Origin of the sequence: Butyrivibrio sp. DSM 10294 (genome assembly GCF_028539135.1) — a bacterium.
In the GTDB taxonomy this organism is placed as follows: domain Bacteria; phylum Bacillota; class Clostridia; order Lachnospirales; family Lachnospiraceae; genus Butyrivibrio.
In genome coordinates this window covers 469,728-496,161 of the sequence record NZ_JANSWL010000087.1, presented here as the reverse complement: position 1 = coordinate 496,161, position 26,434 = coordinate 469,728, and the positions used below count along the sequence as shown (strand labels likewise).

Below are 26,434 nucleotides of genomic sequence, written 5' to 3'. Positions count from 1 at the left end.
AACAGGGGAAAAAAGGAGAGGGAGATTGCCATGGAGAACAAGGCGCTGGAGGATTATACCAGGGGAGATCTGATAGATATTCTTGATTCCAACGTAGATGCCATCCTGATGGTTGACACTACTAAGAATTTATACAGATCAATAGCTCGAAAGGGCTTTTTTTTAGAATTATTGGAGGAGACAGGGGATTATTCGCAGCTTATCGAGAAATTGTGGTTTCACTTAAGTGAGACCGGGGAATCAATTTCCGATGACTACAAGGCCTTTGTTTCCTATTACGGCAAATATAGGGGAAAGACCAGCCGCAGACTTACGATATACGGTAAGGAGAGCGACAAACCCCATATTATTCAGATGAATGTTTATCCTATCAAGGATACTGACAAATATATTTACTGCATGGACGAGCTTGACGACTACGAATATGTTGAGGAGCACATGACTACAAACAAGGTAAGTACTATTCAGAGTACATACCTTTTCTCCATGTTCGTTGACCTTGCAAAGGATACCACCAGCAGTATCAGCGTTACGGAGATATCGGATGAGACGGTTGATTCCGACATCAAGTATTCCCAGTGGCGCCTCATGACCGTGAACATGATATGGCCCGATGATCAGCAAAGCTTTCTGGAGCTGACAGATCCAGATAACCTCAAGGTCAGACTTGAGCCCGGCTGCACCGCTTCCATCGAGTGCAAGATGAAGAATCTGGAGGGCATCTACATCTGGGTCAAGCTTACCTTCTGCAGAGCCCGGACCAGTAACAACAGGGACTTCCGATACGTGTTCATGGTTCAGGATATCAATGAGAGCTACGAGGACCTCATGACCACCTTGAAAAAATATGAGGACAAGGCCCTCGAGGATTCTCTCACGGGACTTCTCAACAGAGGCAGCACGGAGACTGAGATCCGTAATGCCATCGATGGATTTAAGAACGGCGGCGAGCAGGTGTCACTGATGATGCTTGACCTTGATAATTTCAAGAACGTTAACGATACCTACGGACATGCGGTGGGAGATGAGACCCTCAAGACCTTTGCTGCGGTATTGCAGAACTGCGCCAAGGGCAAAAATGCAACTGTAGGCCGTTGGGGCGGCGAGGAATTTATCATCAGTATCTGCGATACATCCAGGGAAGATGTGCTTTCTTTTGCAGAGGAAGTAAGAAAGAGCGTTGAGGAATATGATTTTTGTGAGGCAGGGCGACTTACCTGCTCCATCGGAGTAAGTCACTTAGAGCCGGAGGATTCCTTTGAGGATGTGTATGACCGTATGGATAAGGCCATGTATTCTTCCAAGGAAGCCGGAAGGAACAGAGTAACCCAGTTGTGATGCGTTTTTGTTAATGGAGGTACTGTTATGCTGAGTAATGAGAACTTTTCTTTGGGAGCAAAAGAGGGTGCAACCGTCAATGCACCGGGAGAGAACAGAAGGCCAAGGCCTGAGAAGCCAAGTGTCAATGCACCCGGCGAGAACAGGAGACCGGCACCGGAGGCGCCCAGCGTAGATGCCCCCGGAGCTAACAGAAGATAATTCTTATAATTACAATGTTTCATTCATGCTGCCTGTGCGGTAGCCCTTAAGATCCAGTGAAGTGTAGGCAAAGCCATAGGACTTGAACTCAGAATTGATGCGATCTCTAAGGTCTTTGGAGAGAATCTTCCCGAAGTCCTCGGGTAACAGCTCAATCCTGGCTATATAGTTGGAATCACCATGGATCCTGACACGGAACTGCTTGAAACCCATATCGAATAACAGCTGCTCGCCTTTGTCCACAAGGGCGAGCTTTTCTTTTGTGATGAGCTCTCCGTAGGGGAAGCGGCTGGCGAGGCAGGCATAGGATGGCTTGTTATAGGTGGGAAGACCAAGGCTTTGGGATATTTCACGGATCTCTGCCTTGGATAGGCCGGCTTCCTTCAGGGGACTCTTGATCCCCAGCTCTGCGATAGCCTTAAGGCCGGGGCGATAGTCTCCCTGGTCATCCAGGTTGGAGCCCTCAACTACTTCGCAGAAATTCTTTTCCCTGCACAGGTCTACGAAGCTCTGGAATATCGCCTTTTTACAGATATAGCACTTATCGCTTGGATTCTCCTTAAAGCCCGGGACTGAGAGCTGATCCAGTTCCAGGACCACATGCTCTACGTCAATGCGCTTGCAGTATTCGCAGGCTTCCGTTAGTTCCCTTCGGGGAATGGAAGGTGTTGATGCGGTAACAGCAAGCATGTTTTGACCAAGTGCCTCTTTTGCTGCATAGAGAAGGAGCGTGGAATCCACGCCACTTGAAAAGGCCACTACCACGCTCTTATAGCTTCTTAGTATCTCAAGAAGATCATCATATTTTTTTCTGAGGGCATCTTGCATAGCATTACTCCTCTCTTTTTGCAGGACTTTCATTGCGTGTCCCCGTACCTCTCAATTTCGCGGGACATGTCTTGACGTTTCCCCGTACCTCTCAATTTCGCGGGACATGCCTTGGCGTGTCCCCGTACCTTGTTAACTCATTTTCTTGTACATATAGTTGCCAAGCATCTGGATAGCCTGAACAAATGCGATCAGAATAACAGAGCAAACTATAAGGTACTCCGTCTTGTACTGCTGATATCCGTAACGGATCGCGATATCACCGACACCGCCTCCGCCAACAGTTCCTGCCATTGCGGAATATCCGATAAGAGAGATCACCAGAAGAATAATGCCGTTGAGCATTCTGGGGATGGACTCCTTGACATAAACACGCAGCAGAATCTGCAGATTGGATGCGCCAAAGCTCCTTGCTGCCTCAATTACACCGGGATTGGTCTCCCTCAGTGCACTTTCAAATACCCTTGCAATAAAGGGAATAGCAGATACCGTAAGAGGTACGATGGTAGCTGTTGTTCCGATGGCCTTGCCCACTACCATTCTGGTAAAAGGAATGAGGATGACCAGAAGGATTATGAAAGGAAAGCTCCTGAATACATTGACGATAAAGCTTAAGATCTCGTAAATGATCTTGTTGGGCTTAAGTCCGTCCGGGGCTGTAAGTGTCAGTATGATTGCGGGAATAAATCCCAGTATTACAGAAAAAAGTGTAGACCAGAACACCATGTATAAGGTCTGTTTAAATGCTGTCAGCATGATCGAAGACATGCTTGCGTCTGATAAAATGCCGGCCATATTAGATCACCTCCCATGTTACGCCCATGCTGTCAAGGAACTTGCAGGCACTTCCCAGGTCCTCTTCCTTCATGTTAAGAACAAGGCTGCCATATACGTCTTCTCTGAAATCCTCCAGCTTAGCCCAGCAGATATTGAAGTCCGTGTGGAGCTCCTGTGCCATCTGTGTAACGATGGGCCTCTGATTGCCATCTCCGAAGAAAAAGAGCTTTAAGTTAACTCCGGTGGCGGGAAGCTTGTCACTTTCTTCCCTGAGGAAGTCTCTGATCTCCCTCTCCTTGGGCCATACGAAGAGCTGCTCGGGCTTACCTACCGCCAGAACCTTGCCGTCACTGAGGAAGGCCACTCTCTGACAGATCTGCTTAACAACCTCCATCTGGTGGGTTACCACGATGATGGTGATGCCCATCTCTTTATTGATCTTCTGTAAAAGAGAAAGGATTCCCTTGGTGATCTCAGGGTCCAGGGCACTTGTTGCCTCGTCGCATAATAGGAAGGCCGGATCCAGGACCAGTGCTCTTGCTATAGCAACCCTCTGCTTCTGACCGCCGGAGAGCTCACGGGGCTTGGAATGTACTTTTTCCTCGAGACCTACCAGCTTAAGAAGATTCATGATCTTCTCCTTGGCCTCAGGAGTATTAGTGGGGATTCCCCAGAACTTCATGGGAAGAGCCACGTTGTGATATACATCAAGGCGCTCCAGCAGGTTGAAACTCTGGAAGATCATACCCATGCGCTTCTGGAGCTGACGAAGATTTGCCTTGTCCCTGACACTTACCTTGGTACCATCCACGATTATCTGTCCGTCATCGTAGGATTCAAGGCCATTGATACAGCGAAGAAGAGTGGACTTGCCGGCACCGGACTGACCGATGATACCGAAGATCTCTCCCTCCTGAATTTCCATGGAAATGCCCTTAAGAACATCAGTCTTATTAAAGGATTTCCTAACATCTTTTAACTCAATCATAGTTGTTTCCTTATATTTAGTAGTTTTATCTTTACAAAATCTTATTATAGCCATAATCATAACTTATCGCCAGGATTTTATCCTATTTAATTCCACTTTTCCTATTTGTTTAGTATAATTAGAAACAGTTAAGAAAAAAGAGGAGGAAAAGAAAATTATGAAAAAGAAAGTATTTAGTTTGTTACTTGCCGGCGCTCTCGCAGTCGGAGCACTCACAGGATGCGGAGAGGTAGAACAGACCTCTGATCAGGCAGAGGCACCTGTTACTGAGTCACCTGTTACTGAGGCACCTGCAGCAGAGACTCCCGCGACAGATTCCGGAGATAAGAAGATCACCGTTGGTGCTACACCTGTACCTCACGCAGAGATCCTTGATAACGTTGTAAAAGAGGTTCTTGCTGAGGAAGGATGGGAACTGGAAGTTGTAGTATTCCAGGATTATGTACTTCCCAATACTTCACTGGAAGCAGGAGAGCTTGATGCCAACTATTTCCAGACCCTTGGATACATGAATCAGCAGAATGCTGATGCTGGTCTTCACCTGGCAGCAGTTGCAGGCGTTCACATCGAGCCCATGGGCATCTATTCACAGAAATATACAGCCCTTGCAGATCTTCCTGACGGAGCATCAATCGGTATCCCTAACGACCCCGACAACGGCGCAAGAGCAGTTGACCTTCTTGTTCAGAAGGGACTTCTTGTATCCAACGGCGGTTTCGGAACCGATGCGGGCGTTACAGAGGATACACTTTCCAAGGATACAGCAGCTAACCCTCACGGATATGTGATCACACCTCTTGAGGCAGCCAACCTTCCTTTGTCACTTCCTGATCTTGACGCAGCAGCCATCAACGGCAACTATGCTCTTGAGGCAGAGCTTCCTGCCAAGTATCCTGCCCTTGATATCGAGGAGTTCGATGATGAGACCAGCATCAAGAGAACCAACTTCCTTGTTGTTAAGGATGGCAATCAGAATTCCGAGAAGATCCAGGCTCTTGTAAATGCTCTTAAGAGCGACAAGGTTAAGGCCTACATCGATGAGACCTACAAGGGAGCAGTTATCACTTCCTTCATTGATCCACAGTAATTACCGCTATTTAGGGGCCGGTCCTATCTGTTGATGGGGACTGGCCCATTTTTACTTGATGACGATGACTATTTTTCCAGGGATAAGGATGGAGCCGTGATGGAAAAGAGAATACTGGAAGCTCAGAGCTCTGAGGTGGATGCTATAGCCGGTGCCACATATTCCGCAGAAGGGTATAAGGATGCTGTAAAAGATGCACTTTCAAAAGCTCTACCTTCCGGGGAATAAATCAGATATAATTAAGTAAAGATTGTTGCGGGAAGAGCTGTATATGATAAAAAGAAATATGATCAAGGTAAAAAAACAAAGGATCAATATCATGAAAAAATGCGCCGTGCTTATCTTAAGCATGGCGTTTTTGAGTGGCTGCGGGAAGGAGAGCTCCATCCCTGAGGTAATGTCGGTTCATACCAGGCCACAGATGCAGACCTCCACTATTTTTGCAATGGATACCATCATGGAGCTGCAGATAGAGGGAGATGAGAAGCTTCTTACTGAGGCAGAGAGTAAGATAAGGAATCTGGAGGCTCTTTTGTCGGTTACTGATGAAAAAAGCGATATCTATGCGCTGAATGAGTACAACACCTGTCAGATATCGGAGACCACTGCAGATATCATGAGCAAAGCCCTTGATATGTGCGAAAGAACTGACGGAGCACTGGATATTACTATATATCCCGTTCTGAAGGCCTGGGGCTTTACAACAGGAGAGTACCGGGTTCCCACGGATACTGAGCTGGAGGCCCTTGTGGCGGAAGTTGATTACAGCCTGGTACAGCTCCTTGAGTCCGGAGAGCCTCATTCCGGGGACAAAGCCCTTGATGAAGAGGTCAAAAATGATGATCAGATAGACAGGGACAGTGTGGCGGTCCTTGGTGATGACAGCCTTTTTATCGCTTCCATACCTGTTGGAATGCAGGTGGACCTTGGTAGCGTAGCCAAGGGCTACACCAGCGGAATGTTGGCAGATTATTTCAAGGAAAAGGGCGTAAAGAGCGGCCTGATCAACCTTGGTGGCAATGTGGAATGCATTGGCACCAAGTCAAACGGTAAGCCCTGGAATGTGGCAGTTAAGAGTCCCTTTCCTGATTCAAAGTCAGGAATCTTCGGCATCCTTGAAGCCAGCGACATCGCCATCATCACCTCCGGCGGCTATGAGAGATATTTTGAAAAAGACGGTGAGACCTACTGGCACATCATCGACCCTAAGACCGGTAAGCCTGCTCACTCCGGCCTTGCCAGTGTAACCATCGTGGGAAAGGATGGACTTACCTGCGATGCTCTTTCAACAGCTCTTTTTGTCAAAGGGCTTGAGGAAGCAGAGAAAATCTGGCGGGAGAGTGATGACTTCGATGCGATATTTATCACAGAGGATGGCGAAGTGTATGTGACTGAGGGGATTGAGGGGAGTTTCAAGCTTTCTTCGGAGTATAGTTCAGCTAAATTACATGTCATAGGCAGATAGTCTCAAAAAGAAACGAATTCGGGAGTAGGCAATGGAAAAAAGTACAAGAAAGATCCTCAACAACAAATTGTTCCTGTATCTTACGGAGTTCTTCTCCGGTATGTCCGTTATGGCGGTGGAACTTGGTGCCAGCAGGCTTCTGGCGCCGTATTTCAGTTCCTCACAGATAGTATGGACCATCATCATCGGAACCATCATGATAGCCATGGCCCTTGGAAATATCTACGGCGGGCGCAAGGCCGACAAGGATCCCAATCCCGACAAGCTATATATCAGGATCCTCATCGCAGCCATCTGGATCGCTGCGATCCCGGTTCTGGGTAAATACATAATTCTTGGAATATCAGCTGTTCTTATTTTTGCGGTAAACAGTAACTTCCTTGTTATTGCTGCCTTTGCGGCTTGCATGGTGGTGTTTGTTTTCCCGCTGTTTCTTCTTGGAACAGTAACCCCTTCCCTTGCAAAATACACAACAGACTCCCTTGAGGACAACGGCAGGATCATCGGTACACTTGGCGCTTCCAACACAGTGGGAAGCATCATCGGAACCTTCGTACCAACCTTTGTCACCATTCCGGCAGTGGGAACCGCCATTACCTTTCTCATCTTCGCGGGAATTTTGATTGCACTGGTTATTGCATATTTTCTCAGCCCCAAAGCAGGCGATACAGATAGTAAAAAGACCAAGGGACGTATAATAGCAGGTGTTCTTATTTTTATCATCTGCTGCGTCTTCGGCCATTCCTCAAGCTTCGCCTTCTGGGAGGAGGACCTTACCTATGAAGGGGAATCCGTTTACAACTACCTTCAGGTCAAGGAGACGCCCAACTCCGTGATCCTTTCCACCAACGTTCTCTTCGGCGTTCAGTCAATCCTTGTCAAGGACGGAGCTCTCACAGGCATGTATTATGACTACGCACTGGCAGCTCCCTACATGGCAGGCATCAAGGAGAAGGAGCTTCAGGGGGAAAAAACAGACATTCTCATCCTTGGCATGGGGTCCGGAACCTACGCAACCCAGCTATCCCGCTATTTTGACAATGTGAATATCAAGGGCGTTGAGATCGACGATAAGATCACAGACCTGGCCCATAAGTATTTTGAGCTCCCCGATACCGCTGAGGTCACAACCTATGACGGCCGCGCCTATCTTGCAGCGGACAAGGGACTCTACGATGTGATAATGGTGGATGCCTATCAGGATATCACCATTCCCTTTCAGATGTCTTCGGTGGAGTTTTTTACCATGGTTAAAGAGCACCTGGCTCCCGGAGGAGTTATGGTGGTTAACATGAACATGTACAGCGACGAGATGGATGATGAGAGCATTAACACCTATCTGGCAGATACAATAGCAGCTGTTTTTGATAATGTATCAGTGGTTGACGTAAGAGGCTCTACCAACAAGGAGCTGTTCGCCACGGATTCAGGGGAGTATCTTGGCAGGTTAAAAGAGAATATCGCCCTGGAAGACAATGAGGTCCTCACAGCCATGATGAACAGGGTCAGCGATACCGCCTTTGCCTATGTGTCCAAGGGACATCTTATGACAGACGACAAGGCACCTGTTGAGCTTCTCGGAATGAAACAGATTGATCTGATAATAAAGGACGAGGTCTCATACTATAAGGAAATCTATAGAGATAAAGGCATTCAGGGGCTTTTGGAACTGATCGGATAAATAATTAAAGTAATCTTAAAAGAGAGTAAAAAGAAACGTAAATCAGTATATTGTTGAGTCATTTTTGCTATAATGAGAGCAAAAGTGACTCTTTTTTGTTGCAATCCGTTACAGAAAAGGGGCGCTTACAGTGACGAATAAGGTATTTCATAGAGGTGATAACTATGAGCGAGAAAACCGAAAAGAAGAGAAAAGTAAGATCCATAAGCAGTAAGCTCCTTTTGCTTATTGTGCCTTTGGTTGTGGCGACGGTACTTATCCTGGTTACTGTGGCCTCCAGTCTGTCCAAGAGCAGAATGTCCGCCATGGCTCAGGAAACGCTGGAGTCCTCTATATCCAATCAGGCTGACAATATCGAAGCCTGGATGAATCAGAACCTTACGTTTTTCGGAACTGTCAAACACTTTATTGAGACTCAGGAGGTGACCTATTCCAAGCTTAGGATAATACTTGATTCCTATTATGGGTACAATTCGAGTTCACCGGATGGTATATATATCGGAACCAATGAGGGCAAGCTATATACCGCCTCAGAGTCTTCTTTCTATGAACCTGATGTACAGGGCAGTACCTGGTACAAGCAGGGTATAACGAGAGTGGATCTGGCTTTTGGTACAGCCTACACCAATAACAAAGGAGAGATGGTTGTCAGTGCCACGGGAATTATCAACGACGGTCAGGATGATCTGAAGGTTATGGGCGCAGACCTGCCCCTTGACGAGATCACTACCATCGTTAATTCCGGTGTAAAAATGCAGGATGCCCATGCTTTTCTGGTAGATACCAATGACTACACTATCCTGGCACATCCCGATGCGGCCCTGATCTCAACAACCCTCTCGGAATCAAGCGCAGATCCTCTTCTGGCAGGGATTGCCAGGGCTATCAATTCGGGAAATAGTAAAACTCAGACCATTGCTGACAATATGGTGGCCTTTGCGGATATTTCCGGAACAGACTGGGTACTTGTTTCATATATTCCCGATAGTGTGATCCTGGCGGATATACAGCAGATGGGAAATCTTTTGTTTGTTATCGGCGTAGTTGCGGTAATAATCACTGTTATAGGCATCTTGACCGTGGTTAGAAGAGTTGTGGCGCCTCTTGCGCATATCACGGAAAACATTACGGCGATGTCTGAGGGTGATTTTACCATCAGTGTTGACAGCAGCAGTAATGACGAGATCGGCCTTATGGGAAGCAAGGTTACAGAGTTCGTTGCATCCATGAGGAACATGATCTCCAGTATCAGCCAGGAATCAGAGAAGTTAAAAGAGGAATCCGATAACTCCGACATGGTGTCCAAGTCAATGTTCGAAGCTTCCCAGTCCCAGGCTGAGGCCATGAAGCAGCTGAACGAAACCGTAGACCAGCTGGCTACAGCGGTTAATGACATCGCTCAGAATGCCACAACACTTGCTACGGTTGTGGCTGATACAAGAGAGAATTCAGACAAAGCCTATGACAGCATGAAGGAGACTGTGGAGATTTCCCAGAAGGGCCGCGATGATATGGAGAAGCTCTCTTTTGCAATGAGTGGTATCGAAAACGCCAACAACGAGCTGGTGGAGTCCATCAACAAGGTGGGCGCAGCTTCTGAGGAGATCACAAACATTGTCGGCATGATCGGAGAGATCGCCGAAGAGACCAACCTTCTTTCCCTCAATGCTTCAATTGAGGCGGCAAGAGCAGGAGAAGCGGGAAAAGGATTTGCCGTAGTAGCAACCCAGATCGGCAAGCTTGCCCAGACTTCTGCAGAGAGTGCGCAGAATATCTCAAATCTTATCGATGAGGTACATAAGCTTATCGGAAATGCAGTGGGACAGGCCAATGCCAGTGCCGAGAGCATAAGAGAGAACAGTGAACTTATAGGTGTAGCCGTGGATACCTTTGATAAGATTTATACCAATATACAGGCCTCCAATGAACTTATCGAGGCAATGATCGAAGATGTACAGAAGGTTGACGATGTAGCTACCAATGTGGCAGCCATTTCCGAGGAACAGGCAGCCAGTGCGGATGAGATCCTGGCTACTTCAGAGAACATGGTGGAAATGGCCAATGACATCACAAGTCACAGCCAGAATGTGGCTGATAACTCCTTAGAGCTTGCCGGAACCAGTCAGACCCTTACTTCCTATGTACAGAAGTTTAAGATTTGAGGAGGTTAAAGATATGCCAAAGAACAGATTGTTTAATAGAATATTTGCATGTGTTTTAACCGGAGCCTTGGTGATCGGGGCCCTCAGCGGCTGCGGATCGAAAGCTTCATCCGGAGCTTCTTCCGGTTCAGGATCAGGCGGCGGAAAGATTCTTTTCATAATGACTGATGTGGAGGATACCTTCAGAAAAACCCTGTCGGATGCAGTAGTTTCCGCCGGGAAGAGCAAAGGCGTAACACTTGATATGGTTGAGACGGGAAGTGATATACAACAGCAGGTAGATCTTGTAGCCTCAGCAAAATCAAAGGGATATACGGCTATTATTCTAAGAGCTGCTGATGCAAGTACTGCCCCTCAGATGAATGTTTCCGCAGGTGACCTTCCGATTATCTATGTTAATAGTGAACCTTCTATAGACCATCTGACTCAGGATAAATATATATACGTAGGTTCCGATGAGTACGAACCCGGGAAATATCAGGCTGAGTTCGTTCTTAAAAAGCTGGGCAACCCCAAATCACTGAATGTTATTATCTTCGGTGGAGAAAAGGGACACCCCGCGACTGTCTTAAGAACAAAGTCTGTTAAGGATACTTTGAAAAAGAACGGCTGCAAGGCAAACTACGTATTTCTGGACACTGCAAACTGGTCGGATACAGAGGCACTGGAGAAATTCAGAATCTTCATGAAGACCGGCCAGAGTGTTGATGTGATCTTCTGCAATAACGATACCATGGCTCTGGGAACCCTTGAGGGCCTTAAGGAGTATGGCCTTGATTATACCAAGATTCTTGTATGCGGCGTCGATGCCACAGCTGATGCCTGCGCATCTATAGCAGCCGGAGAGATGGCCTTCACTGCTTTTCAGAATGCAAAGGGACAGGCTGAGGCAGCGGTGGAAGCTGCAATGGTTCTTGGAAACGGCGGAAGCATAAGTACAGTAGAGGGCTCAACCTCAGACGGAAAGTATGTATACGTGCCCTTTGAAGCTGTTGATGCCTCAAACGTAAGTAAGTACCGATAAAAAAATAAAGATGTGCTATAATGAGCTTTATGAAAACAAACAGCGACGAAAAAGAAAGGAATAATATTTGGCAAAAGATACCGGACATGGACCTCCTTGGGAGAGTCCGTGTCTTTTTCAGGTGGGTTGTCCTGGGATGCATAACGGGTGGTGTAGTTGGGTTTGTGGGAGCAGCCTTCTTTAAATCAATTGAATTCGCAACGAGATTTAGAACATCACATGATCTTATAATTCTGGGACTTCCCCTGGCAGGTCTGTTTATAGTCTTTTTGTACAGACTATGCAAGGACTATGAGGATAAAGGAACCAACCTGGTTATCAAGTCCATTCAGGAGGGAGATCATCTTCCTATAACCAAGGCACCTCTTATTTTCATATCAACCACTATTACTCATCTTTTTGGCGGCTCCACGGGACGTGAGAGCGCGGCTCTTCAGATGGGCGGCAGTATTGGCTACAACCTTGGCAAGCTCTTCAGACTAAAGGATGGCAATGTCAAGATCATCACCATGTGCGGCATGAGCGCAGCCTTTGCAGCCCTTTTCGGAACACCTATGACCGCGGCCTTCATGGCTATGGAAATTGAGAATGTAGGTGTTATGTATTACTCAGCATTAGTACCGTGTGTTATTTCTGCGCTGGTGGCCTCGGGAATTGCCAAATACCTGGGATGCGTCGGTGAAGTTTTTGCAGTTAACGTGGTACCGGCGTTCACTCCTTATCAGGCTGTGTTTACTGCTCTTTTGGCTATATTGTGCGCTGTGGTAAGCGTTACTTTCTGCTGGGTTCTGAAATTTGCAGGACGCAATTATAAGAAGTTTTTCCCTAATCCCTATATAAGAGTGTTCGTCGGTGGTATCATTGTTGTGGCGCTTACCTTTATTTCCGGAACACGATATTACAATGGTGCGGGAATGAACGTGATAGAAATGGCGATTGAGGGAAATGCCCCATACTGGGCATTCCTTCTTAAGATGATATTCACGGCTCTGACTCTGGGAGCCGGCTATAAGGGCGGCGAGATCGTGCCTGCGCTGTATATAGGAGCCACCTTCGGGTGCCTGTACTCACAGCTCCTGGGCTTCGACCCTGCCCTTTGCGCAGCCATCGGAATGGGAGCGCTGTTCTGCGGCGTTACCAACTGTCCGATATCTTCGCTGTTTATCTGTTTTGAGCTATTCGGATTCAAGGGAATGCCGTACTATCTGCTGGCCATTGCCCTGAGCTATACGTTCTCCGGGTATTCCAGTCTGTATAGTAGCCAGAAGATAATGTATTCGAAGTTCCATAATAAGTATGTGAATAGAGAGACAAAATGATTGTCAAAAAGGTGCCTGTCCCCATTAACAAACTGTGAACAACATAGCCTTCCGATAGTTGTAGAAGTTCACAATTTGTTGATGGGGACAGGCACCTTTACTGTCGTTAAATCGCTCTAAACTCATCAAACTGCGGGTCGTCAATCAGATCCAGGATCAGATTGAGCGGTGTAAGCCCAATGGCTTCATGATGAATTTGCTGCCTGATGACCATCTTCTCATAATTCGATAGCATGTTGTACTCAGGATGCGATTTCGCATACCTGTCGTTGAGCTGGTCAAACAGATTGTACTCCGGATCACCCCACGCAAATACTTCGGCTGTCTTCAAATTAGGTTTGAACGGAGAATACTGCAGCTGATTGTGTTCCATGATCAGTCGCTCCTTTCTCTGTAACATAAATTGAATAGATTTTCCGAAGGTCTAATTAGATACCCCTCATACAAGATAATATCATATAATTTAACAAAATTTAATAAATCCGTGGCAAAAATTCATAATTAATTTCCGCCGCTATAATTGCATGTCCAAGGGCAAAAAAGTACTATTAAGGTACCTAAGGAGATAAAAATATGGGTATATCTATAGGTGCAGTAGGAAGTCCATACGGCATGAGCCTTGTTCAGCCAATGAACTATCCTCTGAAAAATGAATCGAAGGTTTCCGAGGATTTCCTTGAGGTCGGAATGCAGAACGCGGTTATGAACGTTCCGCCTGTGCGCTATCCCAACGCTCAGGAGATTGTAAAGCCGGAGGAAGACAGTAATCCTCTTAAGCTTTCGGCGGAGACCGTAAGAAAAAGTCAGGAGGCCAATCGTATGTATAACGACGTGGCTTCAAAATTCCAGGGCATGACCGTTGGTTATTCCCAGGATCAGGCCGCAGTTTCATATGGCATGAGCGGCAATTCTGTAGACTTCTTTGCATAAGAAGCTCTGCGGGCAAAAAAAGAACCCCGATAAGGCGCGCAGGGGTTAATATGGTAGGATCCAAATAAAAAAGGGCGGGTGTCATATACGGCATCCGTCCTTTGTTGTGCTTTTTATTCAATTAAATTCTTATTTTCCCAGAAGGTGCGCAGCCTGTATCTCTGCGTTCACATCAGCAAGGAACTGATGATTGGTGGGATCTGTGATGAACTTAAGGAAGTCTCTGGCTTCCTTCTTCCTAAGCTTGCGGATATTGATGAGATAGTTAAGGATCTCTTCCTGAGTCTTGCCTTCGCTGATATATCTGTCCACGATATCGAAGAGGATCATGAAATTACGCATCTTAATTCTTGTGTTTATATTATGAAGCTCTACCAGAATCGCGATAAGGATGACTAAACCGAAAGCAGCAAGTACGCTTGTTGATATTCCATAAAAAATATTGCCCTTGCCAAAGTTATAAACTGCAGCAAACACACCTGATACTGTTAAGACTGAAATTGAGGTGATTACTATGGTAAGCCTCGCCCTATTACGAGCGCCGGGACTAAGTGCCATGAACTTAACGGCCAGCCCGAACACTATATAAAATATTAGCGAGAATGCAATACCAAGGATAGAAATGTGAAGCATATGTTTTCCCCCTCTTAAACATACTCTCTATATAAAATTGTACTAGACATAATGTACAAATGCAAATAAATAAAAAACATGGCAAATGCTTGACTTTTTTTCTTTAGTACATTAACGTATTAAGTAAATAGTGAAATTGTATACAAATATACAGGAGGGATAGTATTATGAAAAAGATGAACAAAGTTGTTAGTGTTATGTCAGCTGCGGTTATCGCTCTTTCAATGCTTGCAGGCTGCGGCGACACAGCTGCGGATACAGCAGGCACAGGTGATGCGGGAAGTGCTTCAGGTGATAAGGTATTCAAGATCGGTGCCATCGGACCTCTTACAGGCGGCGCGGCTGCTTACGGTAATTCGGTTTGTAATGCAGCAGAGCTTGCTGTTGCAGAGATCAATGCAAACGGCGGTATCAATGGTTATCAGGTAGAGTACAAGAAGCAGGACGACGAGCTCAACGCCGAGAAGTCAGTCAATGCTTACAATACGCTTAAGGACTGGGGTATGCAGGTTCTTGTAGGATCAACCACCAGTGCTTGTTCCATCGCTGTTTCAGAGTACACCAAGGCAGACAATATGTTCCAGCTCACTCCTTCAGGATCAGCTGAGGACTGCGTAAAATATGACAACGCTTTCCGTGTATGCTTCTCAGATCCTAACCAGGGTATTGCTTCCGCTCAGTATATCAGCGATCACAATCTTGCAACCAAGGTTGGTATCATCTATGACAGCTCAGATGTATATTCCAGCGGTATCTATCAGAAATTCGTTCAGGAGTCCGAAGGCAAGAACTTCGAGGTTGTATCAGCTGAGGCTTTCACAGCAGACAACAACACAGACTTCTCCGTACAGCTTCAGAAGGCCAAGGACGCAGGCGCTGATCTGGTATTCCTTCCCATCTACTACAAGGAAGCAGCACTTATCCTTACACAGGCCAGCACAATGGGCTATGCTCCCACATTCTTTGGTGTAGACGGTCTTGACGGAATCCTTACAGTTGAGAACTTCGATGTTTCCCTTGCAGAGGGCGTAATGCTTCTTACTCCTTTCGCTGCTGATGCTACAGATGATCTTACAGTTAACTTCGTTAAGAACTATCAGGAGAAATATGGTGAGATCCCGAACCAGTTCGCAGCAGATGCTTACGATGCAGTGTTCATCATCAAACAGGCTATGGAAGCTAAGGACGTAACACCTGATATGAGCGTTTCCGATATCTGCGAAGCTGTTAAGGGCGCAATGACAGAGATTGAGGCATCAGGCCTTACATCAGCCAAGATGACCTGGGCAGCTAATGGTGAGCCTAACAAGGAGCCTAAGGCTGTTATCATCAAGGACGGCGCTTACGTATCAGCTCAGTAAAGACTCTGAAATGATTTGTTAATTTCGCAATTTGGCAAAAATATTTATGTAAATCGGCGAGGGATGCTGTAAAAGGTATCCCTCGTGTTGTATCATTAATTTATCTTTTAATTTTTCTATGAATTAATAAAAAAGTCTTGTTCGCGGAGGTATTTATGAGCTTCTTAACTTATTTCATCAACGGACTTAGCCTGGGAAGTATATATGCCATCATCGCCCTTGGCTATACCATGGTCTATGGAATAGCAAAAATGCTGAATTTCGCCCATGGTGATTTTATCATGGTGGGTTGTTACATTATCTTTTCCGTCAGCGGAGCCCTCAGCGGCAATTCCATAGTGGGAATAATCGTTGCCATAATCCTCTGTACGCTTCTTGGTATCACAACTGAGTTTGTGGCCTACAGACCTCTTCGCGGGGCAGCATCGCCACTGGCGGTTCTGATCACAGCCATCGGTGTCAGCTACCTTCTTGAGAACCTGGCACTTCTGATCTTCGGAGCGGATATCAAGTCCTTCACTTCAGTGATCAAGTGGGAGGGACTTACCTTTGCAGATGGACAGCTGAGGATCCAGGGCGTAACCATAGTGACAATTGTTGTAAGTATTCTGATTCTTATTGTTCTTCAGTTTTTCATTAATAAGACCAAACAGGGACAGGCCATGCTGGCAGTTGCCGAGGACAGAGGCGCTGCGACGCTTATGGGTATCAATGTCAACAGGACCATAATGTTGACCTTCGCCATAGGTTCAGCACTGGCGGCAGTGGCCGGAGCGCTTCTTTGCTCCGCTTATCCTTCTCTTTCACCCTATACCGGTGCTATGCCGGGTATCAAGGCCTTCGTTGCCGCGGTTCTTGGAGGAATCGGTTCCATCCCCGGTGCCATGATCGGAGGACTGGTTCTCGGAATTGTCGAGATCCTCAGTAAGACCTATATTTCATCACAGCTGTCCGATGCCATTGTGTTCGGCATTCTGGTGGTTGTGCTGCTGGTAAGACCTACCGGAATCCTTGGTAAGAAGATTCAGGAAAAGGTATAAGCTATACAAGGTTCTGAGAAAAACTTGAGGAGATCGGATAACATGAAATTAGATAAAAAAAGTAAATCCAATTTAATTACATATGCAATTGTCATAGCCGCCTACATTATCTTCCAGGTGCTGGCCATGACAGGCAATCTTTCCAGTCACATGAAGGGACTTCTGGTGCCCATGACCTACTACGCAGTAATAGCGGTTGCTCTTAATCTCTGCGTAGGTATTCTGGGAGAGCTCAGTATCGGACACTGCGGCTTCATGTGCATAGGCGCTTTCACCAGTGCCTTCTTTTCCAAGATAACAGCAGATATCCTGCCAACGGCGCCAAGATTCTTTCTGGCATTTCTTATAGGAATCGGTTTTGCTGCACTCTTTGGGTTCCTCATCGGTATACCGGTACTAAGGCTTAAGGGCGACTATCTTGCAATCGTAACACTTGCTTTCGGAGAAATCATTAAGAACGTTATAAATGCTTTCTACATTGGAATCGACAAAAACGGACTTCATTTTTCCATGAAAAATTCCATGGAGCTGGGAATGGAGGCCGATGGAAATATACTTGTAAACGGAGCCATGGGAATCACGGGAACACCCCATGACGCCAACTTCACCGTAGGAATCGTGGTTCTTCTGATATCACTGTTTGTGGTTCAGAACCTGGTGAATTCAAGAGACGGCCGTGCGATCATGGCCATCAGAGACAATTATATCGCAGCGGAGTCAACGGGTATCAATGTCACAGGCTACAAGATGATGGCATTTACCATATCTGCTGCTATTGCGGGAGCCGCAGGAGTTCTTTTCTCACATAACATAACAACCCTTACGGCTTCATCCCAGTACTTTGGCTACAATGCCTCCATTATGATCCTGGTATATGTGGTTCTCGGAGGTATCGGCAATATCAGAGGAAGTGTTATCGCAGCATGTATCCTGTATCTGCTTCCAGAGCTCCTTAGGGGCCTTAGCACCTACAGAATGCTGATCTATTCGATAGTCCTTATCATAATGATGATCGTGAACTGGTCACCTAAGGTTATTGAGTGGAGAAAGAAGACCTTTGGCAAGGTTAAGCTTCCCGGCAGAAAGGAGGTAGCATAATGGCACTTCTTGATGTAAACAAACTGTGCATCTCCTTTGGAGGCCTCAGAGCCGTGGACGATTTTAATATCACTATTGAAAAAGGCGAGCTCTACGGACTAATCGGACCAAACGGCGCAGGAAAAACAACTGTTTTCAATCTCCTCACAGGAGTGTACAAACCAAATGAAGGTGTCATCACTCTGGATGGAGAGGATATCACCAGAAAAAATACAGCTGAGATCAATCACGCAGGAATAGCAAGAACTTTCCAGAACATCAGATTGTTTAAGAATATGCCTGTTATTGATAACGTCAAGGTTGGCCTTGCTGAGAAGTACAAGTACAGCGCCCTTGAAGGAATCCTTCACCTTGGTAAATACAGGAAAGTAGAGAAGCAGATGGATGAGGAGGCAGAGAAACTCCTTAAGGTCTTCGGCCTTGATAAGGAGAGGGATACTCTGGCAGCCAATCTTCCCTACGGTAAGCAGAGAAAGCTTGAGATAGCAAGAGCTATGGCTACAGGCCCCAAGCTTCTGCTGTTAGATGAGCCCGCAGCGGGCATGAACCCCAATGAGACCAAGGAACTGATGGATACAATAGCACTTGTTCGCAATGAATTCGACATGACAATCCTTCTTATCGAGCACGATATGAAGCTGGTGTCCGGAATCTGCGAGAAGCTTACGGTACTTAACTTCGGAAGGGTACTGTGTCAGGGAGAGACCAAAGAGGTTCTTAATAACCCTGAGGTTATCAAGGCCTACCTTGGTGAATAAACAATCAGGCAGTATTTTTGAGGGAGCATAAGATAATGGAAACATTACTGGAAATTAAGGACCTGAGCGTATACTACGGCGTTATTCAGGCTTTGAAGGGAATATCTTTTCATGTTGACAGGGGCGAGGTAGTGGCCCTTATCGGCGCTAACGGAGCAGGCAAGACAACTACGCTCCACACTTTGTCGGGACTTATTCAGGCCGACAAGGGCACAATAACCTATAAGGGGAAAGAATTGACCAAGCTTGCGGGCCACAGGATAGTGAGCCTGGGCATGGCACAGGTTCCTGAGGGAAGAAGAGTTTTTGCCCAGATGACGGTTCTGCAGAACCTAAAGATGGGAGCTTTTACAAGAAGTGACAAAGCGGAGCTTGAGGAAACACTTCAGAAGGTATACAAGAGATTCCCAAGGCTTGAGGAGAGAAAGAATCAGCTGGCAGGAACGCTCTCCGGCGGTGAGCAGCAGATGCTGGCCATGGGAAGGGCGCTGATGTCTCATCCCGATATTATCCTGATGGACGAGCCTTCCATGGGTCTTTCACCGATTTTTGTAAATGAGATCTTCAATATCATCGAGGATGTTAACAAGGACGGAGTGACGGTTCTTTTGGTTGAACAGAATGCCAAGAAGGCGCTGTCCATTGCCAACAGGGCCTATGTACTTGAGACAGGCAGCATAGTAAAAGAGGGCGATGCCAAGGAGCTGATGAACGATGAGTCCATCAAGAAGGCATATCTTGGTGAGTAAGATTACAAATAATACTATGAGGGGCGAAGGATCATGAAGAAGAATATTGTAATCACAATTGCAAGACAGTACGGAAGCGGCGGAAGAACCGTAGGAGAGATGCTGGCCAATGAGCTGGGCATTCACTACTATGACAAGGAGCTTACCAAGCTGGTTTCCGAGGACAGCGGTATCAACGAGGGTCTTTTTCTTGATAATGATGAGAAGATCAGGAAAAAAGGCTTTTTGCTGAGCCATATTAATGTTTATGATGGCAAGGTGCTGGGACCTTCAGATCCGGATTTTACTTCGCCGGACAATCTCTTTGCACTTCAGGCCAATACCATTAAGAGAATTGCTAAGACGGAAGCGTGCGTCATTATCGGAAGAGCAGCGGATTTCGTATTAAAGGATTATGATAATGTGCTGTCGGTGTTTGTACATGCGCCACATGATTTCCTTATGGAGCAGGCGGGCAAGGTGCAGCCCTTCAAGGGGAAGGAGCTGGAGAGGTTCTGCGAGAAGGAGGATACGTATAGGGCGAGGTATTACAGGCACCATACGGGGCATTTGTGGACGGATGCGATGAATTATGATTTGTGTCTGGATAGTAGTAAGTTGGGGTTCGAGAAGTGCGTGGAAGCCATCAAAGCGCACGCCCGTGTGCGTTTCGGAGAGGACGTATTCGACTAATGTAAGGACGGCAGAAAAAGCCGGGAACGAAAGAGGACTTACAACAATAAAAATTTCATCATAGCCCATCGGGAATTTATGGCACCCCATCCAGCCAGCCCTGCTCATTTCACACCGGTTCAGAGCACTCACAGGGCTGTCTGTCTGCGGCGCTCATAAATTCACCTCAGCGCTATAAGATGAAATTTTTATTATTGCAAGTCCTCTTCCGTTCCCGGCTTTTTCTGCCTGTTCTATGCAAGATTCGAAACTACGGTGCTAATGCGAAACGCACTTATCCACACCATACCGCGTCTGCAATCATAGGGAGGGGCGGGATAGCCGTCGTACAAGAACTGCGCATTTTTTCGACACTTTCACTGCGCAAGGCCCTTAGCATAGGATGATGGATCAATGTTCCCGGCTTTTTCTGCCTGTTCTATGCAAGATTCGAAACTACGGTGCTAATGCGAAACGCACTTATCCACACCATACCGCGTCTGCAATCATAGGGAGGGGGCGGGATAGTCGTCGTACAAGAACTGCGCATTTATCCAGACCATACCGCGTCAGCAATCATGGGGAGGAAGGGGGATGTCGTTCGTCCGATTTCAGGTGTCATTCGTCAGAAAATCAACATTTGGGGATGGGATTGTGATATGATAACAAATATTTCTGAGAGAGAGAAGTTTTGTTAGAGGAGAGAAAGTATATGAGCGGGTTTTCGATTAATCCGGGGGCAACGAAGGGGCATGCTGCGCTTTTGCAGAGTGCTTCTGTGTCGCTTGGAAATGAGAGGGCGCAGATACTGGAAGTGATCGGTGATATGGCTTTTTCGGATGAGGCATATTCACGGGTCAGGCAGGCCCTGGAAGCTATTTCACAGGAGCTTGAACAGGAAGCTGCGAATCTGGAGAGGTTTTATCAGGGACTTGTTGATATTGTCAATGAGTATCTGCAGCATGAGCAGGATATTATCGAGAGTATGAAGGGACCTCATGCGGATGGGGCTCCGGTGAAGACTATTGATGGGGAACAGGTGATAGAGCCTGATTATACTTATGCGCAGGAGGTGCAGGAACTTCTTGATAAGCTGCGGGGCAAGGATATATCAATTGATGAGTATTTTGCACTGCTGGTTGATCTTTTTATCAGGGCATCCTTCCTTGATCCTGATAAGTGTTCGCTGACCAAGGCAGAGAAGGAGGCGCTTCTTAGGTGGCTCGGCCCTGCTCTTGATGTTGCGGGTAAAATTGGTAACAAAACAGTGAAATGGTCCGAGCTGTTCTTTGGTATTCCGGATGTTGAAGGTGCTGTGGATTCGGATTTCTTTAACCGGGTACTTGAGGCGGGCGTAATTGAGATGCTTGGCCAGACTCCGATACTTGGTCTTCTGGGCTTCAGGTACAATCCGGACACGGATTCCTATTATACGGCAGAGGGCTGCATCCAGCAGCAGTGGGGCTTTTGCGATGCCATAGACAAATGGGGGCCTGCCCTTGGAATGGATCTTGATACGGATATAGTTACGTTTACCTACGACGGTCAGGAATTCCGCTCACAGCTGTGGAAGGGAATATACGGCGGTGGTTTATCCGTTGGAAGTGAGCTGGGATTGTACAGCAGACCACAAGGAGAGGCTCTGGCAACTCCCTATATTCCAAATGATCCAAGCAGTGAATACATATTGTATGATTCTGTGGAGCAGCAGTATCAGCCGGTTATAAGGCAGACTACCGAATACTACGATGCGGCCAGTGATGAGTGGCGCTCTTTTGAGAACTATACAGGTAACTATGGCGATGGTGATGACTACTGGAGTCTCAACATTCGTACGGATGCGAATGTCGACAAGAACTCCATCAGAGTCAGCTATGTGGTGGACTGTACCAAGCAGGGGCCTGAATTTGCCAAGGCGTATTATGAGGCGCTTCTTAAGAGCAATAATCTGGAAGGTAAGCCTGTAATGGACGGAGATTGCATCATCCGTTTCAATTATTGATTGGATAGGAGTAGATATTATGAAAAAACTTATGACCATGATTGGTCTTCTTGTTGCAAGCTTGTCTGTTTCAGCTTGCGGCAATGAAATAAAGGGAAGAGTTATGTTTAGCGATGTGGAGGCACATACTCTCGATGAAATGCATGATTTTGCCCTATATGCTTTGCAGGAAAAATATGGTATAGAGTTTGAACTGGATACTGAAAATGATGTGTACGGCCACAAGAACGGGCATGATGATATGCCAATAGAGCTTGTCGGATCTGCATATCCCAAAGGGAACAAGGAGGATATGTGCAGATATGAAATAGTTGAGCCCAACACCTTCTACGATAATTATTCCTCCAATAAATACAAAACTCAGATAAATGAATATCTTCAGGCGCAGATGGACGAATATGGTGTACAAGGCAGGGCAGAGGCTAAAAGAAAGCCGTCAGCAGATATATTCGAAGGTGAACTTGATATACCTAAATACCTGAGTAATGGCCTTGTAACAGTATATTATGAAATGGACGTTCCGGAAGATGTCACGGACGAAGAGATCATGGCCGGGATAAGACCTTGGATGGATCTGTGCTACACAAGGCACTTTGACTGGTATTTCAGAGTGTATCAGGGGGAGGATATCGTCTTTACCTTAAGCGATTCCGATCACGGACATAAATCTTCCGGGGAGTGGTCGGATGAGGAAATACTTGAAACTATCCATAACACAAGACTAAGGAAACCCAGAGGTTAACCTGCATCAGATGAAGCCGACACAGCTCGGCTTCATTTTTTTTTGAAAAAAGATGTTGCATTATATGTTAGCGTATGCTAATATAGCTTTGTTAGCAAAAGCTAACCGGCTAAAACGCACTGCCAATGCGTTTTGCCTCATGACATATACAAGTCATAAGAAATCTCCTACCAAATCCCGGTGCATCTTGCCAATGCACCGGGTCTTTTTCTGCGAAAAAAAGAAGGACTTTTATGGCGATGCAAATACATGGTATCATTGTAGGGTAAGTAATTATTCGGAGAGTGAAGAAAATGTCCAAGGAAAAATTCATTTTGATAGATGGCAGCTCCATGCTGGTAACCAATTACTATGGGAATCTCCCCAAGGCTCTTTTGTTCGAAAAGGATCCCGAGAAAAAAGAAAAACTCTATCCCCAGATAATGCACAATGCAAAAGGTCAGTACACCAACGCCATGTACGGCATGATGCGCACAATACTGAAGATCATGGCTGATCAGCAGCCTACACATATGATGATCGCCTTCGATAAGACGAGAGATACCTTCAGAAGGCAGAAATATGCTGAGTACAAGGGAAACCGCGGGGAGACACCGCAGCCCCTTAAGGAACAGTTCGTAAATATGGAGAAGATGCTGTCAGACATAGGCTTCCAGGTTATGTTTGACGACAACTTCGAGGCGGATGATATCGTCGGAAGCGTTGTTTCCAGGTATGAGAAGGAGATTCCCTCTTTTATCATTACCAAGGATCATGACTATCTGCAGCTTGTCAGCGACTACACCAGAGTATGGCTCCTTCAGACCAAGCAGGAGACCGCAGATGAGCTGTTGAATAAATATGGCGGCGACTACGGCTGGAACAACAAGCTGGTAAGGCTCCCGGATAAGGCCTTCGAGGTGACACCGCCTCTGTGCCTTGCTGAGTACGGAGTTCGTCCTGAGCAGATTCCGGATCTCAAGGGCATCCAGGGTGATACCAGCGACAATATCCCCGGTGTTAAGGGCGTCAGCAGCGCTGCAATCCCGCTTCTTAAGGAGTACGGAACCGTTGAGGGAATCTATGAAGCAATCGATGGGTGCGACGGTGACAAGGCCCTGAAAGCCCTTGGAGGCTATTGGAAGGAGGCCCTTGGCATCAGCAGAAGCCCCATGAAGGCCCTCTGCGAGTACCGTGATATGGCAGTTATGTCCAAGGAACTGGCTATGATCCGCAGGGATTATGCCTTTTCCCAGAGCCTTGATGATTTCAGGATCGCTTTTGACAAAGATAAGGCAAAAGAGGCCTTTGAAGAGTATGGTTTTAAGTCACTTTTGGAAAAACTTTGACATTGCGGGCTCATGAATAAATATGCTATAATCTTCGGATGCATTACATTGAAAAAGGAAAACATAAAACATTGATGCGCAATTTTTATCACACTATTTTGATAAATCTTCATAGAATAGTTTATTACGTTGTTAAGTCCAGATGGTGGCTCAGGGATGTTAACTCTCACTCCGAGGAAGAGAGATACGCCCTTGCCAACGAGATGATCATCAAGATGAATAAATCTGCGGGAACCACAACGGTAGGTTACGGCGAGGAGAATCTTCCCAAGGAGGGCGGATATCTTCTTGTTCCCAATCATCAGGGCAAATACGACGTATGCGGAATCGCCAATACTCATAAGAATCCAATTACCTTTGTAATGGACGAGAAGAGATCGCATCTGATACTGGTCAATGAGATCCTGGGACTTGTTCAGGGTAAGACAATACCTTTGGATGACCCAAGGCAGGCACTCACAGTATTTACGGAGATCGCGGAGGAACTCAAGGAAGGGCGCAGGTACATTATTTTCCCCGAGGGCGGTTACAAGGAGAACAACCGCAACATCGTGGAGGATTTCAAGCCCGGAAGTTTCAAGCTGGCGCTGATGTCCCATGTGCCCATCGTTCCGGTGGCTCTTGTGGATTCCTACAAGGTGTACAACAGCGATCATTTCGGACCGGTTCAGACCTATGTATACTATCTGGAACCCATCTACTATGAGCAGTACAAGGACATGAAGACCAGAGAGATTGCCAAACTGGTCGAAGGTAGAATCAAAGATAAGATCAAAGAGCATATGGAGAAGGCGGAGCAGTAAAGTTAAGCTCCGGAGGGATCACAGACAGGACATCACAGACAGGTCATCACAGCCTTAAGGATGAAATTGTTTCCCTCCTGGGTGAAGCTGGCAGCTCCGCTGTATTTTTCGGCAATGCTCTTAATTTGCTGACTTCCTATACCGCTGGGGATATCCCTGGTGCTGATGGGAAGTCCGTCATTACCAAAGCTTGTGGCCACAGCAACGGGATTCTGGGTCATGAGCTTTAATTTTTTGCCATTATATACGATTTCAATCTTAATCTGACGTTTATCTGCGTCAACTCGCTCCTGGGCCTCCACGGCGTTCTCAAGTGCGTTGGCCACAAGGGAAGTAAGGTCAGTCTCCTCCATGGGGAAGCGCTCGGGTACCATGGCCTTGACCCTCATCTTAAAGCCGAGCTTCTGGCATCTTGAGGCATAGATGGTCAGCAGCTCGTTCACAATATTATTCTCACAGAAAGACACAACTGTAACCTGTTCCAGCATGGAGTCGAATTCCCTGAGGTATTCGGCGGCTTTGTCGTACTCTTTTTCCTGGATGAGGGAAGCCAGAACACGGTTGTAATGGCGGAGGTCGTGCTTGTACCTGCGGATTACCTGCTCATTGTTCTGGTAGATGGAGAGCTGCTCCTTGAGCCTTCTGGTGCGCTCGTTCTGGAAGTAGGCGAGCTTCTCGTCGGATAGCTTTTTGTCAATCTGATAGGCGGTGAGCTCATATTCGATAACCGCAGCGGTGAACAAGGCAACAAGATATATTATGGGGAACCACTGAACCATGTTGCGGCCGTAGGGCTGCAGATAATTGACAAGATCCGTGTAAAAGAGTGTGACGCTGAGGACGAAGCCTGACAGAGCACTGATGCCGCCGTAGATGACTCCCGCCAGATAGTTGGTGACAAAGGGGAGGATCAGGACAAAGAGCCAGTAGGCATCCATTCCGATGGTCCAGTCCGTCTCGGTGATAAAGCTAAGGAACAGAATAAGACACAGGCCAAAGGAGGTAAATATAGCGATGTTTGTGTGCTTGCGGGTGGTCCTTACCAGTATGAGATTGGTCAGCAAAAAGAGCTGAACGAAGATATTGGTCACAACCGCGTGACCGTAGGAGGCCATAAGAGCCGGAATGGTGGCCGATATGCTGTAGATTATAAAGGCGATAAAAAGTATGGATATGGTGCGCTTTCTCTGTTCCACCACATTGGGATCGTTCTCGAATTCAATGAGTTCTTTTATGCTGTAGCGATGCTTCCATTTGTAAAAAGAAAAAGCAGACGTTAATTTCAGATTCACTGGTGGCCTCCCCGGTTATTCGAACTTAGATACTTATATCATAATAATTTTTGGCATTTTAAACAAGATAATCAGAAAAAATTGCGCTTGTTGCGCATCAGTATCCATGGGCTTTCTAGGTATTTTCACCAAAAGAATACGGCTGAAATTGTGGTAAAGCGTTAATTGAAAAAGGCT

Annotated in this window: 26 protein-coding genes; 20 read left to right on the top strand and 6 right to left on the bottom strand. The window is 46.5% G+C overall.

Annotated elements, in window-relative coordinates; genetic code table 11:
• Positions 1-30 precede the first annotated feature (30 nt).
• Together NXH67_RS15985 and NXH67_RS15980 are read left to right on the top strand one after the other, a co-directional pair.
• Positions 31-1,338, top strand: coding sequence for a GGDEF domain-containing protein (locus NXH67_RS15985; protein WP_272798024.1), 1,308 nt, complete (start codon positions 31-33; stop codon positions 1,336-1,338).
• Between the two features lie 27 nt (positions 1,339-1,365).
• Complete coding sequence (locus tag NXH67_RS15980) at positions 1,366-1,539, top strand: hypothetical protein (protein ID WP_022779976.1); 174 nt, start codon at positions 1,366-1,368, stop codon at positions 1,537-1,539.
• Positions 1,540-1,548: 9 nt separating this feature from the next.
• Here NXH67_RS15980 and larE read toward each other — a convergent pair whose 3' ends face one another.
• The 3 genes from larE to NXH67_RS15965 all read right to left on the bottom strand — a co-directional run bounded on the left by larE (position 1,549) and on the right by NXH67_RS15965 (position 4,132).
• Positions 1,549-2,367, bottom strand: a complete 819-nt coding sequence (larE, locus tag NXH67_RS15975) for an ATP-dependent sacrificial sulfur transferase LarE (protein WP_272798023.1) — start codon at positions 2,365-2,367, stop codon at positions 1,549-1,551.
• A gap of 132 nt (positions 2,368-2,499) precedes the next feature.
• A complete protein-coding gene (locus tag NXH67_RS15970) occupies positions 2,500-3,162 on the bottom strand; it encodes a methionine ABC transporter permease (RefSeq protein ID WP_022777725.1) in 663 nt (220 codons plus the stop codon).
• Position 3,163: 1 nt separating this feature from the next.
• Positions 3,164-4,132 carry a methionine ABC transporter ATP-binding protein gene (locus NXH67_RS15965; RefSeq protein WP_272798022.1) on the bottom strand — a complete coding sequence of 323 codons (969 nt, stop codon included), beginning with the start codon at positions 4,130-4,132 and terminating at the stop codon, positions 3,164-3,166.
• Positions 4,133-4,289: 157 nt separating this feature from the next.
• Between NXH67_RS15965 and NXH67_RS15960 the strand changes: the two genes are divergently transcribed.
• From NXH67_RS15960 to NXH67_RS15930, 7 genes are all read left to right on the top strand, one after another.
• A complete protein-coding gene (locus NXH67_RS15960) occupies positions 4,290-5,219 on the top strand; it encodes a MetQ/NlpA family ABC transporter substrate-binding protein (protein WP_272798021.1) in 930 nt (309 codons plus the stop codon).
• Between the two features lie 33 nt (positions 5,220-5,252).
• On the top strand, positions 5,253-5,447 hold the full coding sequence (locus NXH67_RS15955; RefSeq protein WP_272798020.1) for an FMN-binding protein: 195 nt from the start codon (positions 5,253-5,255) through the stop codon (positions 5,445-5,447).
• Between the two features lie 43 nt (positions 5,448-5,490).
• The gene (locus NXH67_RS15950; RefSeq protein ID WP_272798019.1) at positions 5,491-6,684 is read left to right on the top strand and encodes an FAD:protein FMN transferase; all 1,194 of its coding nucleotides are present in this window, start codon (positions 5,491-5,493) and stop codon (positions 6,682-6,684) included.
• Between the two features lie 31 nt (positions 6,685-6,715).
• Positions 6,716-8,365 carry a spermidine synthase gene (locus NXH67_RS15945; RefSeq protein WP_272798018.1) on the top strand — a complete coding sequence of 550 codons (1,650 nt, stop codon included), beginning with the start codon at positions 6,716-6,718 and terminating at the stop codon, positions 8,363-8,365.
• Between the two features lie 164 nt (positions 8,366-8,529).
• The gene (locus tag NXH67_RS15940) at positions 8,530-10,527 is read left to right on the top strand and encodes a methyl-accepting chemotaxis protein (protein ID WP_272798017.1); all 1,998 of its coding nucleotides are present in this window, start codon (positions 8,530-8,532) and stop codon (positions 10,525-10,527) included.
• A 13-nt stretch (positions 10,528-10,540) separates the two neighbouring features.
• A complete protein-coding gene (locus tag NXH67_RS15935) occupies positions 10,541-11,551 on the top strand; it encodes a substrate-binding domain-containing protein (RefSeq protein WP_272798016.1) in 1,011 nt (336 codons plus the stop codon).
• A gap of 86 nt (positions 11,552-11,637) precedes the next feature.
• On the top strand, positions 11,638-12,870 hold the full coding sequence (locus NXH67_RS15930; RefSeq protein WP_442870190.1) for a chloride channel protein: 1,233 nt from the start codon (positions 11,638-11,640) through the stop codon (positions 12,868-12,870).
• Positions 12,871-12,976: 106 nt separating this feature from the next.
• On the opposite strand, the gene NXH67_RS15925 is transcribed toward NXH67_RS15930, so the two are convergent.
• The gene (locus NXH67_RS15925; protein WP_022777716.1) at positions 12,977-13,243 is read right to left on the bottom strand and encodes a hypothetical protein; all 267 of its coding nucleotides are present in this window, start codon (positions 13,241-13,243) and stop codon (positions 12,977-12,979) included.
• Positions 13,244-13,443: 200 nt separating this feature from the next.
• Here NXH67_RS15925 and NXH67_RS15920 point away from each other — a divergent pair, with 200 nt between their 5' ends.
• Positions 13,444-13,800: a hypothetical protein gene (locus NXH67_RS15920; RefSeq protein WP_022777715.1), complete on the top strand. Its 357-nt coding sequence runs from the start codon at positions 13,444-13,446 to the stop codon at positions 13,798-13,800.
• A 129-nt stretch (positions 13,801-13,929) separates the two neighbouring features.
• Here the strand turns inward: NXH67_RS15920 and NXH67_RS15915 are convergent, their stop codons facing one another.
• Positions 13,930-14,433, bottom strand: a complete 504-nt coding sequence (locus NXH67_RS15915) for a hypothetical protein (protein WP_272798014.1) — start codon at positions 14,431-14,433, stop codon at positions 13,930-13,932.
• A 176-nt stretch (positions 14,434-14,609) separates the two neighbouring features.
• Here NXH67_RS15915 and NXH67_RS15910 point away from each other — a divergent pair, with 176 nt between their 5' ends.
• The 10 genes from NXH67_RS15910 to NXH67_RS15865 all read left to right on the top strand — a co-directional run bounded on the left by NXH67_RS15910 (position 14,610) and on the right by NXH67_RS15865 (position 24,965).
• Complete coding sequence (locus NXH67_RS15910) at positions 14,610-15,794, top strand: ABC transporter substrate-binding protein (RefSeq protein ID WP_272798054.1); 1,185 nt, start codon at positions 14,610-14,612, stop codon at positions 15,792-15,794.
• A 155-nt stretch (positions 15,795-15,949) separates the two neighbouring features.
• Positions 15,950-16,834: a branched-chain amino acid ABC transporter permease gene (locus NXH67_RS15905; RefSeq protein WP_022777712.1), complete on the top strand. Its 885-nt coding sequence runs from the start codon at positions 15,950-15,952 to the stop codon at positions 16,832-16,834.
• 42 nt (positions 16,835-16,876) lie between these two features.
• Positions 16,877-17,932 (top strand): branched-chain amino acid ABC transporter permease, encoded by a 1,056-nt coding sequence (locus tag NXH67_RS15900; protein ID WP_022777711.1) that lies wholly within the window; start codon positions 16,877-16,879, stop codon positions 17,930-17,932.
• Positions 17,932-18,690, top strand: coding sequence for an ABC transporter ATP-binding protein (locus tag NXH67_RS15895; RefSeq protein ID WP_272798013.1), 759 nt, complete (start codon positions 17,932-17,934; stop codon positions 18,688-18,690). The genes NXH67_RS15900 and NXH67_RS15895 overlap by 1 nt, the downstream gene beginning before the upstream one ends.
• Before the next feature lie 35 nt (positions 18,691-18,725).
• A complete protein-coding gene (locus NXH67_RS15890) occupies positions 18,726-19,439 on the top strand; it encodes an ABC transporter ATP-binding protein (RefSeq protein ID WP_272798012.1) in 714 nt (237 codons plus the stop codon).
• Between the two features lie 33 nt (positions 19,440-19,472).
• Entirely contained in the window at positions 19,473-20,111 is a 639-nt protein-coding gene (locus NXH67_RS15885; protein ID WP_022777708.1) for a cytidylate kinase-like family protein, read from the top strand.
• Between the two features lie 691 nt (positions 20,112-20,802).
• Complete coding sequence (locus NXH67_RS15880) at positions 20,803-22,092, top strand: DUF4474 domain-containing protein (RefSeq protein ID WP_022777706.1); 1,290 nt, start codon at positions 20,803-20,805, stop codon at positions 22,090-22,092.
• Positions 22,093-22,111: 19 nt separating this feature from the next.
• The gene (locus tag NXH67_RS15875; protein ID WP_272798011.1) at positions 22,112-22,834 is read left to right on the top strand and encodes a hypothetical protein; all 723 of its coding nucleotides are present in this window, start codon (positions 22,112-22,114) and stop codon (positions 22,832-22,834) included.
• A gap of 293 nt (positions 22,835-23,127) precedes the next feature.
• Positions 23,128-24,162, top strand: a complete 1,035-nt coding sequence (locus NXH67_RS15870) for a 5'-3' exonuclease (protein ID WP_272798010.1) — start codon at positions 23,128-23,130, stop codon at positions 24,160-24,162.
• Between the two features lie 98 nt (positions 24,163-24,260).
• Entirely contained in the window at positions 24,261-24,965 is a 705-nt protein-coding gene (locus tag NXH67_RS15865; protein ID WP_242830340.1) for a lysophospholipid acyltransferase family protein, read from the top strand.
• Positions 24,966-24,997: 32 nt separating this feature from the next.
• Here the strand turns inward: NXH67_RS15865 and NXH67_RS15860 are convergent, their stop codons facing one another.
• Positions 24,998-26,257, bottom strand: coding sequence for a sensor histidine kinase (locus NXH67_RS15860; protein WP_272798009.1), 1,260 nt, complete (start codon positions 26,255-26,257; stop codon positions 24,998-25,000).
• Between the last annotated feature and the right edge of the window lie 177 nt (positions 26,258-26,434).

Coding starts and splice junctions, on each gene's coding strand:
- NXH67_RS15905 (WP_022777712.1), top strand. CDS start 15,950: ATGAGCTTCTTAACTTATTTCATCAACGGACTTAGCCTGGGAAGTATA.
- NXH67_RS15925 (WP_022777716.1), bottom strand. CDS start 13,243: ATGGAACACAATCAGCTGCAGTATTCTCCGTTCAAACCTAATTTGAAG.
- NXH67_RS15895 (WP_272798013.1), top strand. CDS start 17,932: ATGGCACTTCTTGATGTAAACAAACTGTGCATCTCCTTTGGAGGCCTC.
- NXH67_RS15900 (WP_022777711.1), top strand. CDS start 16,877: ATGAAATTAGATAAAAAAAGTAAATCCAATTTAATTACATATGCAATT.
- NXH67_RS15875 (WP_272798011.1), top strand. CDS start 22,112: ATGAAAAAACTTATGACCATGATTGGTCTTCTTGTTGCAAGCTTGTCT.
- NXH67_RS15945 (WP_272798018.1), top strand. CDS start 6,716: ATGGAAAAAAGTACAAGAAAGATCCTCAACAACAAATTGTTCCTGTAT.
- NXH67_RS15920 (WP_022777715.1), top strand. CDS start 13,444: ATGGGTATATCTATAGGTGCAGTAGGAAGTCCATACGGCATGAGCCTT.
- NXH67_RS15915 (WP_272798014.1), bottom strand. CDS start 14,433: ATGCTTCACATTTCTATCCTTGGTATTGCATTCTCGCTAATATTTTAT.
- NXH67_RS15960 (WP_272798021.1), top strand. CDS start 4,290: ATGAAAAAGAAAGTATTTAGTTTGTTACTTGCCGGCGCTCTCGCAGTC.
- NXH67_RS15985 (WP_272798024.1), top strand. CDS start 31: ATGGAGAACAAGGCGCTGGAGGATTATACCAGGGGAGATCTGATAGAT.
- NXH67_RS15910 (WP_272798054.1), top strand. CDS start 14,610: ATGAACAAAGTTGTTAGTGTTATGTCAGCTGCGGTTATCGCTCTTTCA.
- NXH67_RS15880 (WP_022777706.1), top strand. CDS start 20,803: ATGAGCGGGTTTTCGATTAATCCGGGGGCAACGAAGGGGCATGCTGCG.
- NXH67_RS15930 (WP_442870190.1), top strand. CDS start 11,638: ATGGACCTCCTTGGGAGAGTCCGTGTCTTTTTCAGGTGGGTTGTCCTG.
- NXH67_RS15955 (WP_272798020.1), top strand. CDS start 5,253: ATGGGGACTGGCCCATTTTTACTTGATGACGATGACTATTTTTCCAGG.
- NXH67_RS15965 (WP_272798022.1), bottom strand. CDS start 4,132: ATGATTGAGTTAAAAGATGTTAGGAAATCCTTTAATAAGACTGATGTT.
- NXH67_RS15890 (WP_272798012.1), top strand. CDS start 18,726: ATGGAAACATTACTGGAAATTAAGGACCTGAGCGTATACTACGGCGTT.
- NXH67_RS15980 (WP_022779976.1), top strand. CDS start 1,366: ATGCTGAGTAATGAGAACTTTTCTTTGGGAGCAAAAGAGGGTGCAACC.
- NXH67_RS15970 (WP_022777725.1), bottom strand. CDS start 3,162: ATGGCCGGCATTTTATCAGACGCAAGCATGTCTTCGATCATGCTGACA.
- NXH67_RS15870 (WP_272798010.1), top strand. CDS start 23,128: ATGTCCAAGGAAAAATTCATTTTGATAGATGGCAGCTCCATGCTGGTA.
- NXH67_RS15940 (WP_272798017.1), top strand. CDS start 8,530: ATGAGCGAGAAAACCGAAAAGAAGAGAAAAGTAAGATCCATAAGCAGT.
- NXH67_RS15885 (WP_022777708.1), top strand. CDS start 19,473: ATGAAGAAGAATATTGTAATCACAATTGCAAGACAGTACGGAAGCGGC.
- NXH67_RS15935 (WP_272798016.1), top strand. CDS start 10,541: ATGCCAAAGAACAGATTGTTTAATAGAATATTTGCATGTGTTTTAACC.
- larE (WP_272798023.1), bottom strand. CDS start 2,367: ATGCAAGATGCCCTCAGAAAAAAATATGATGATCTTCTTGAGATACTA.
- NXH67_RS15950 (WP_272798019.1), top strand. CDS start 5,491: ATGATAAAAAGAAATATGATCAAGGTAAAAAAACAAAGGATCAATATC.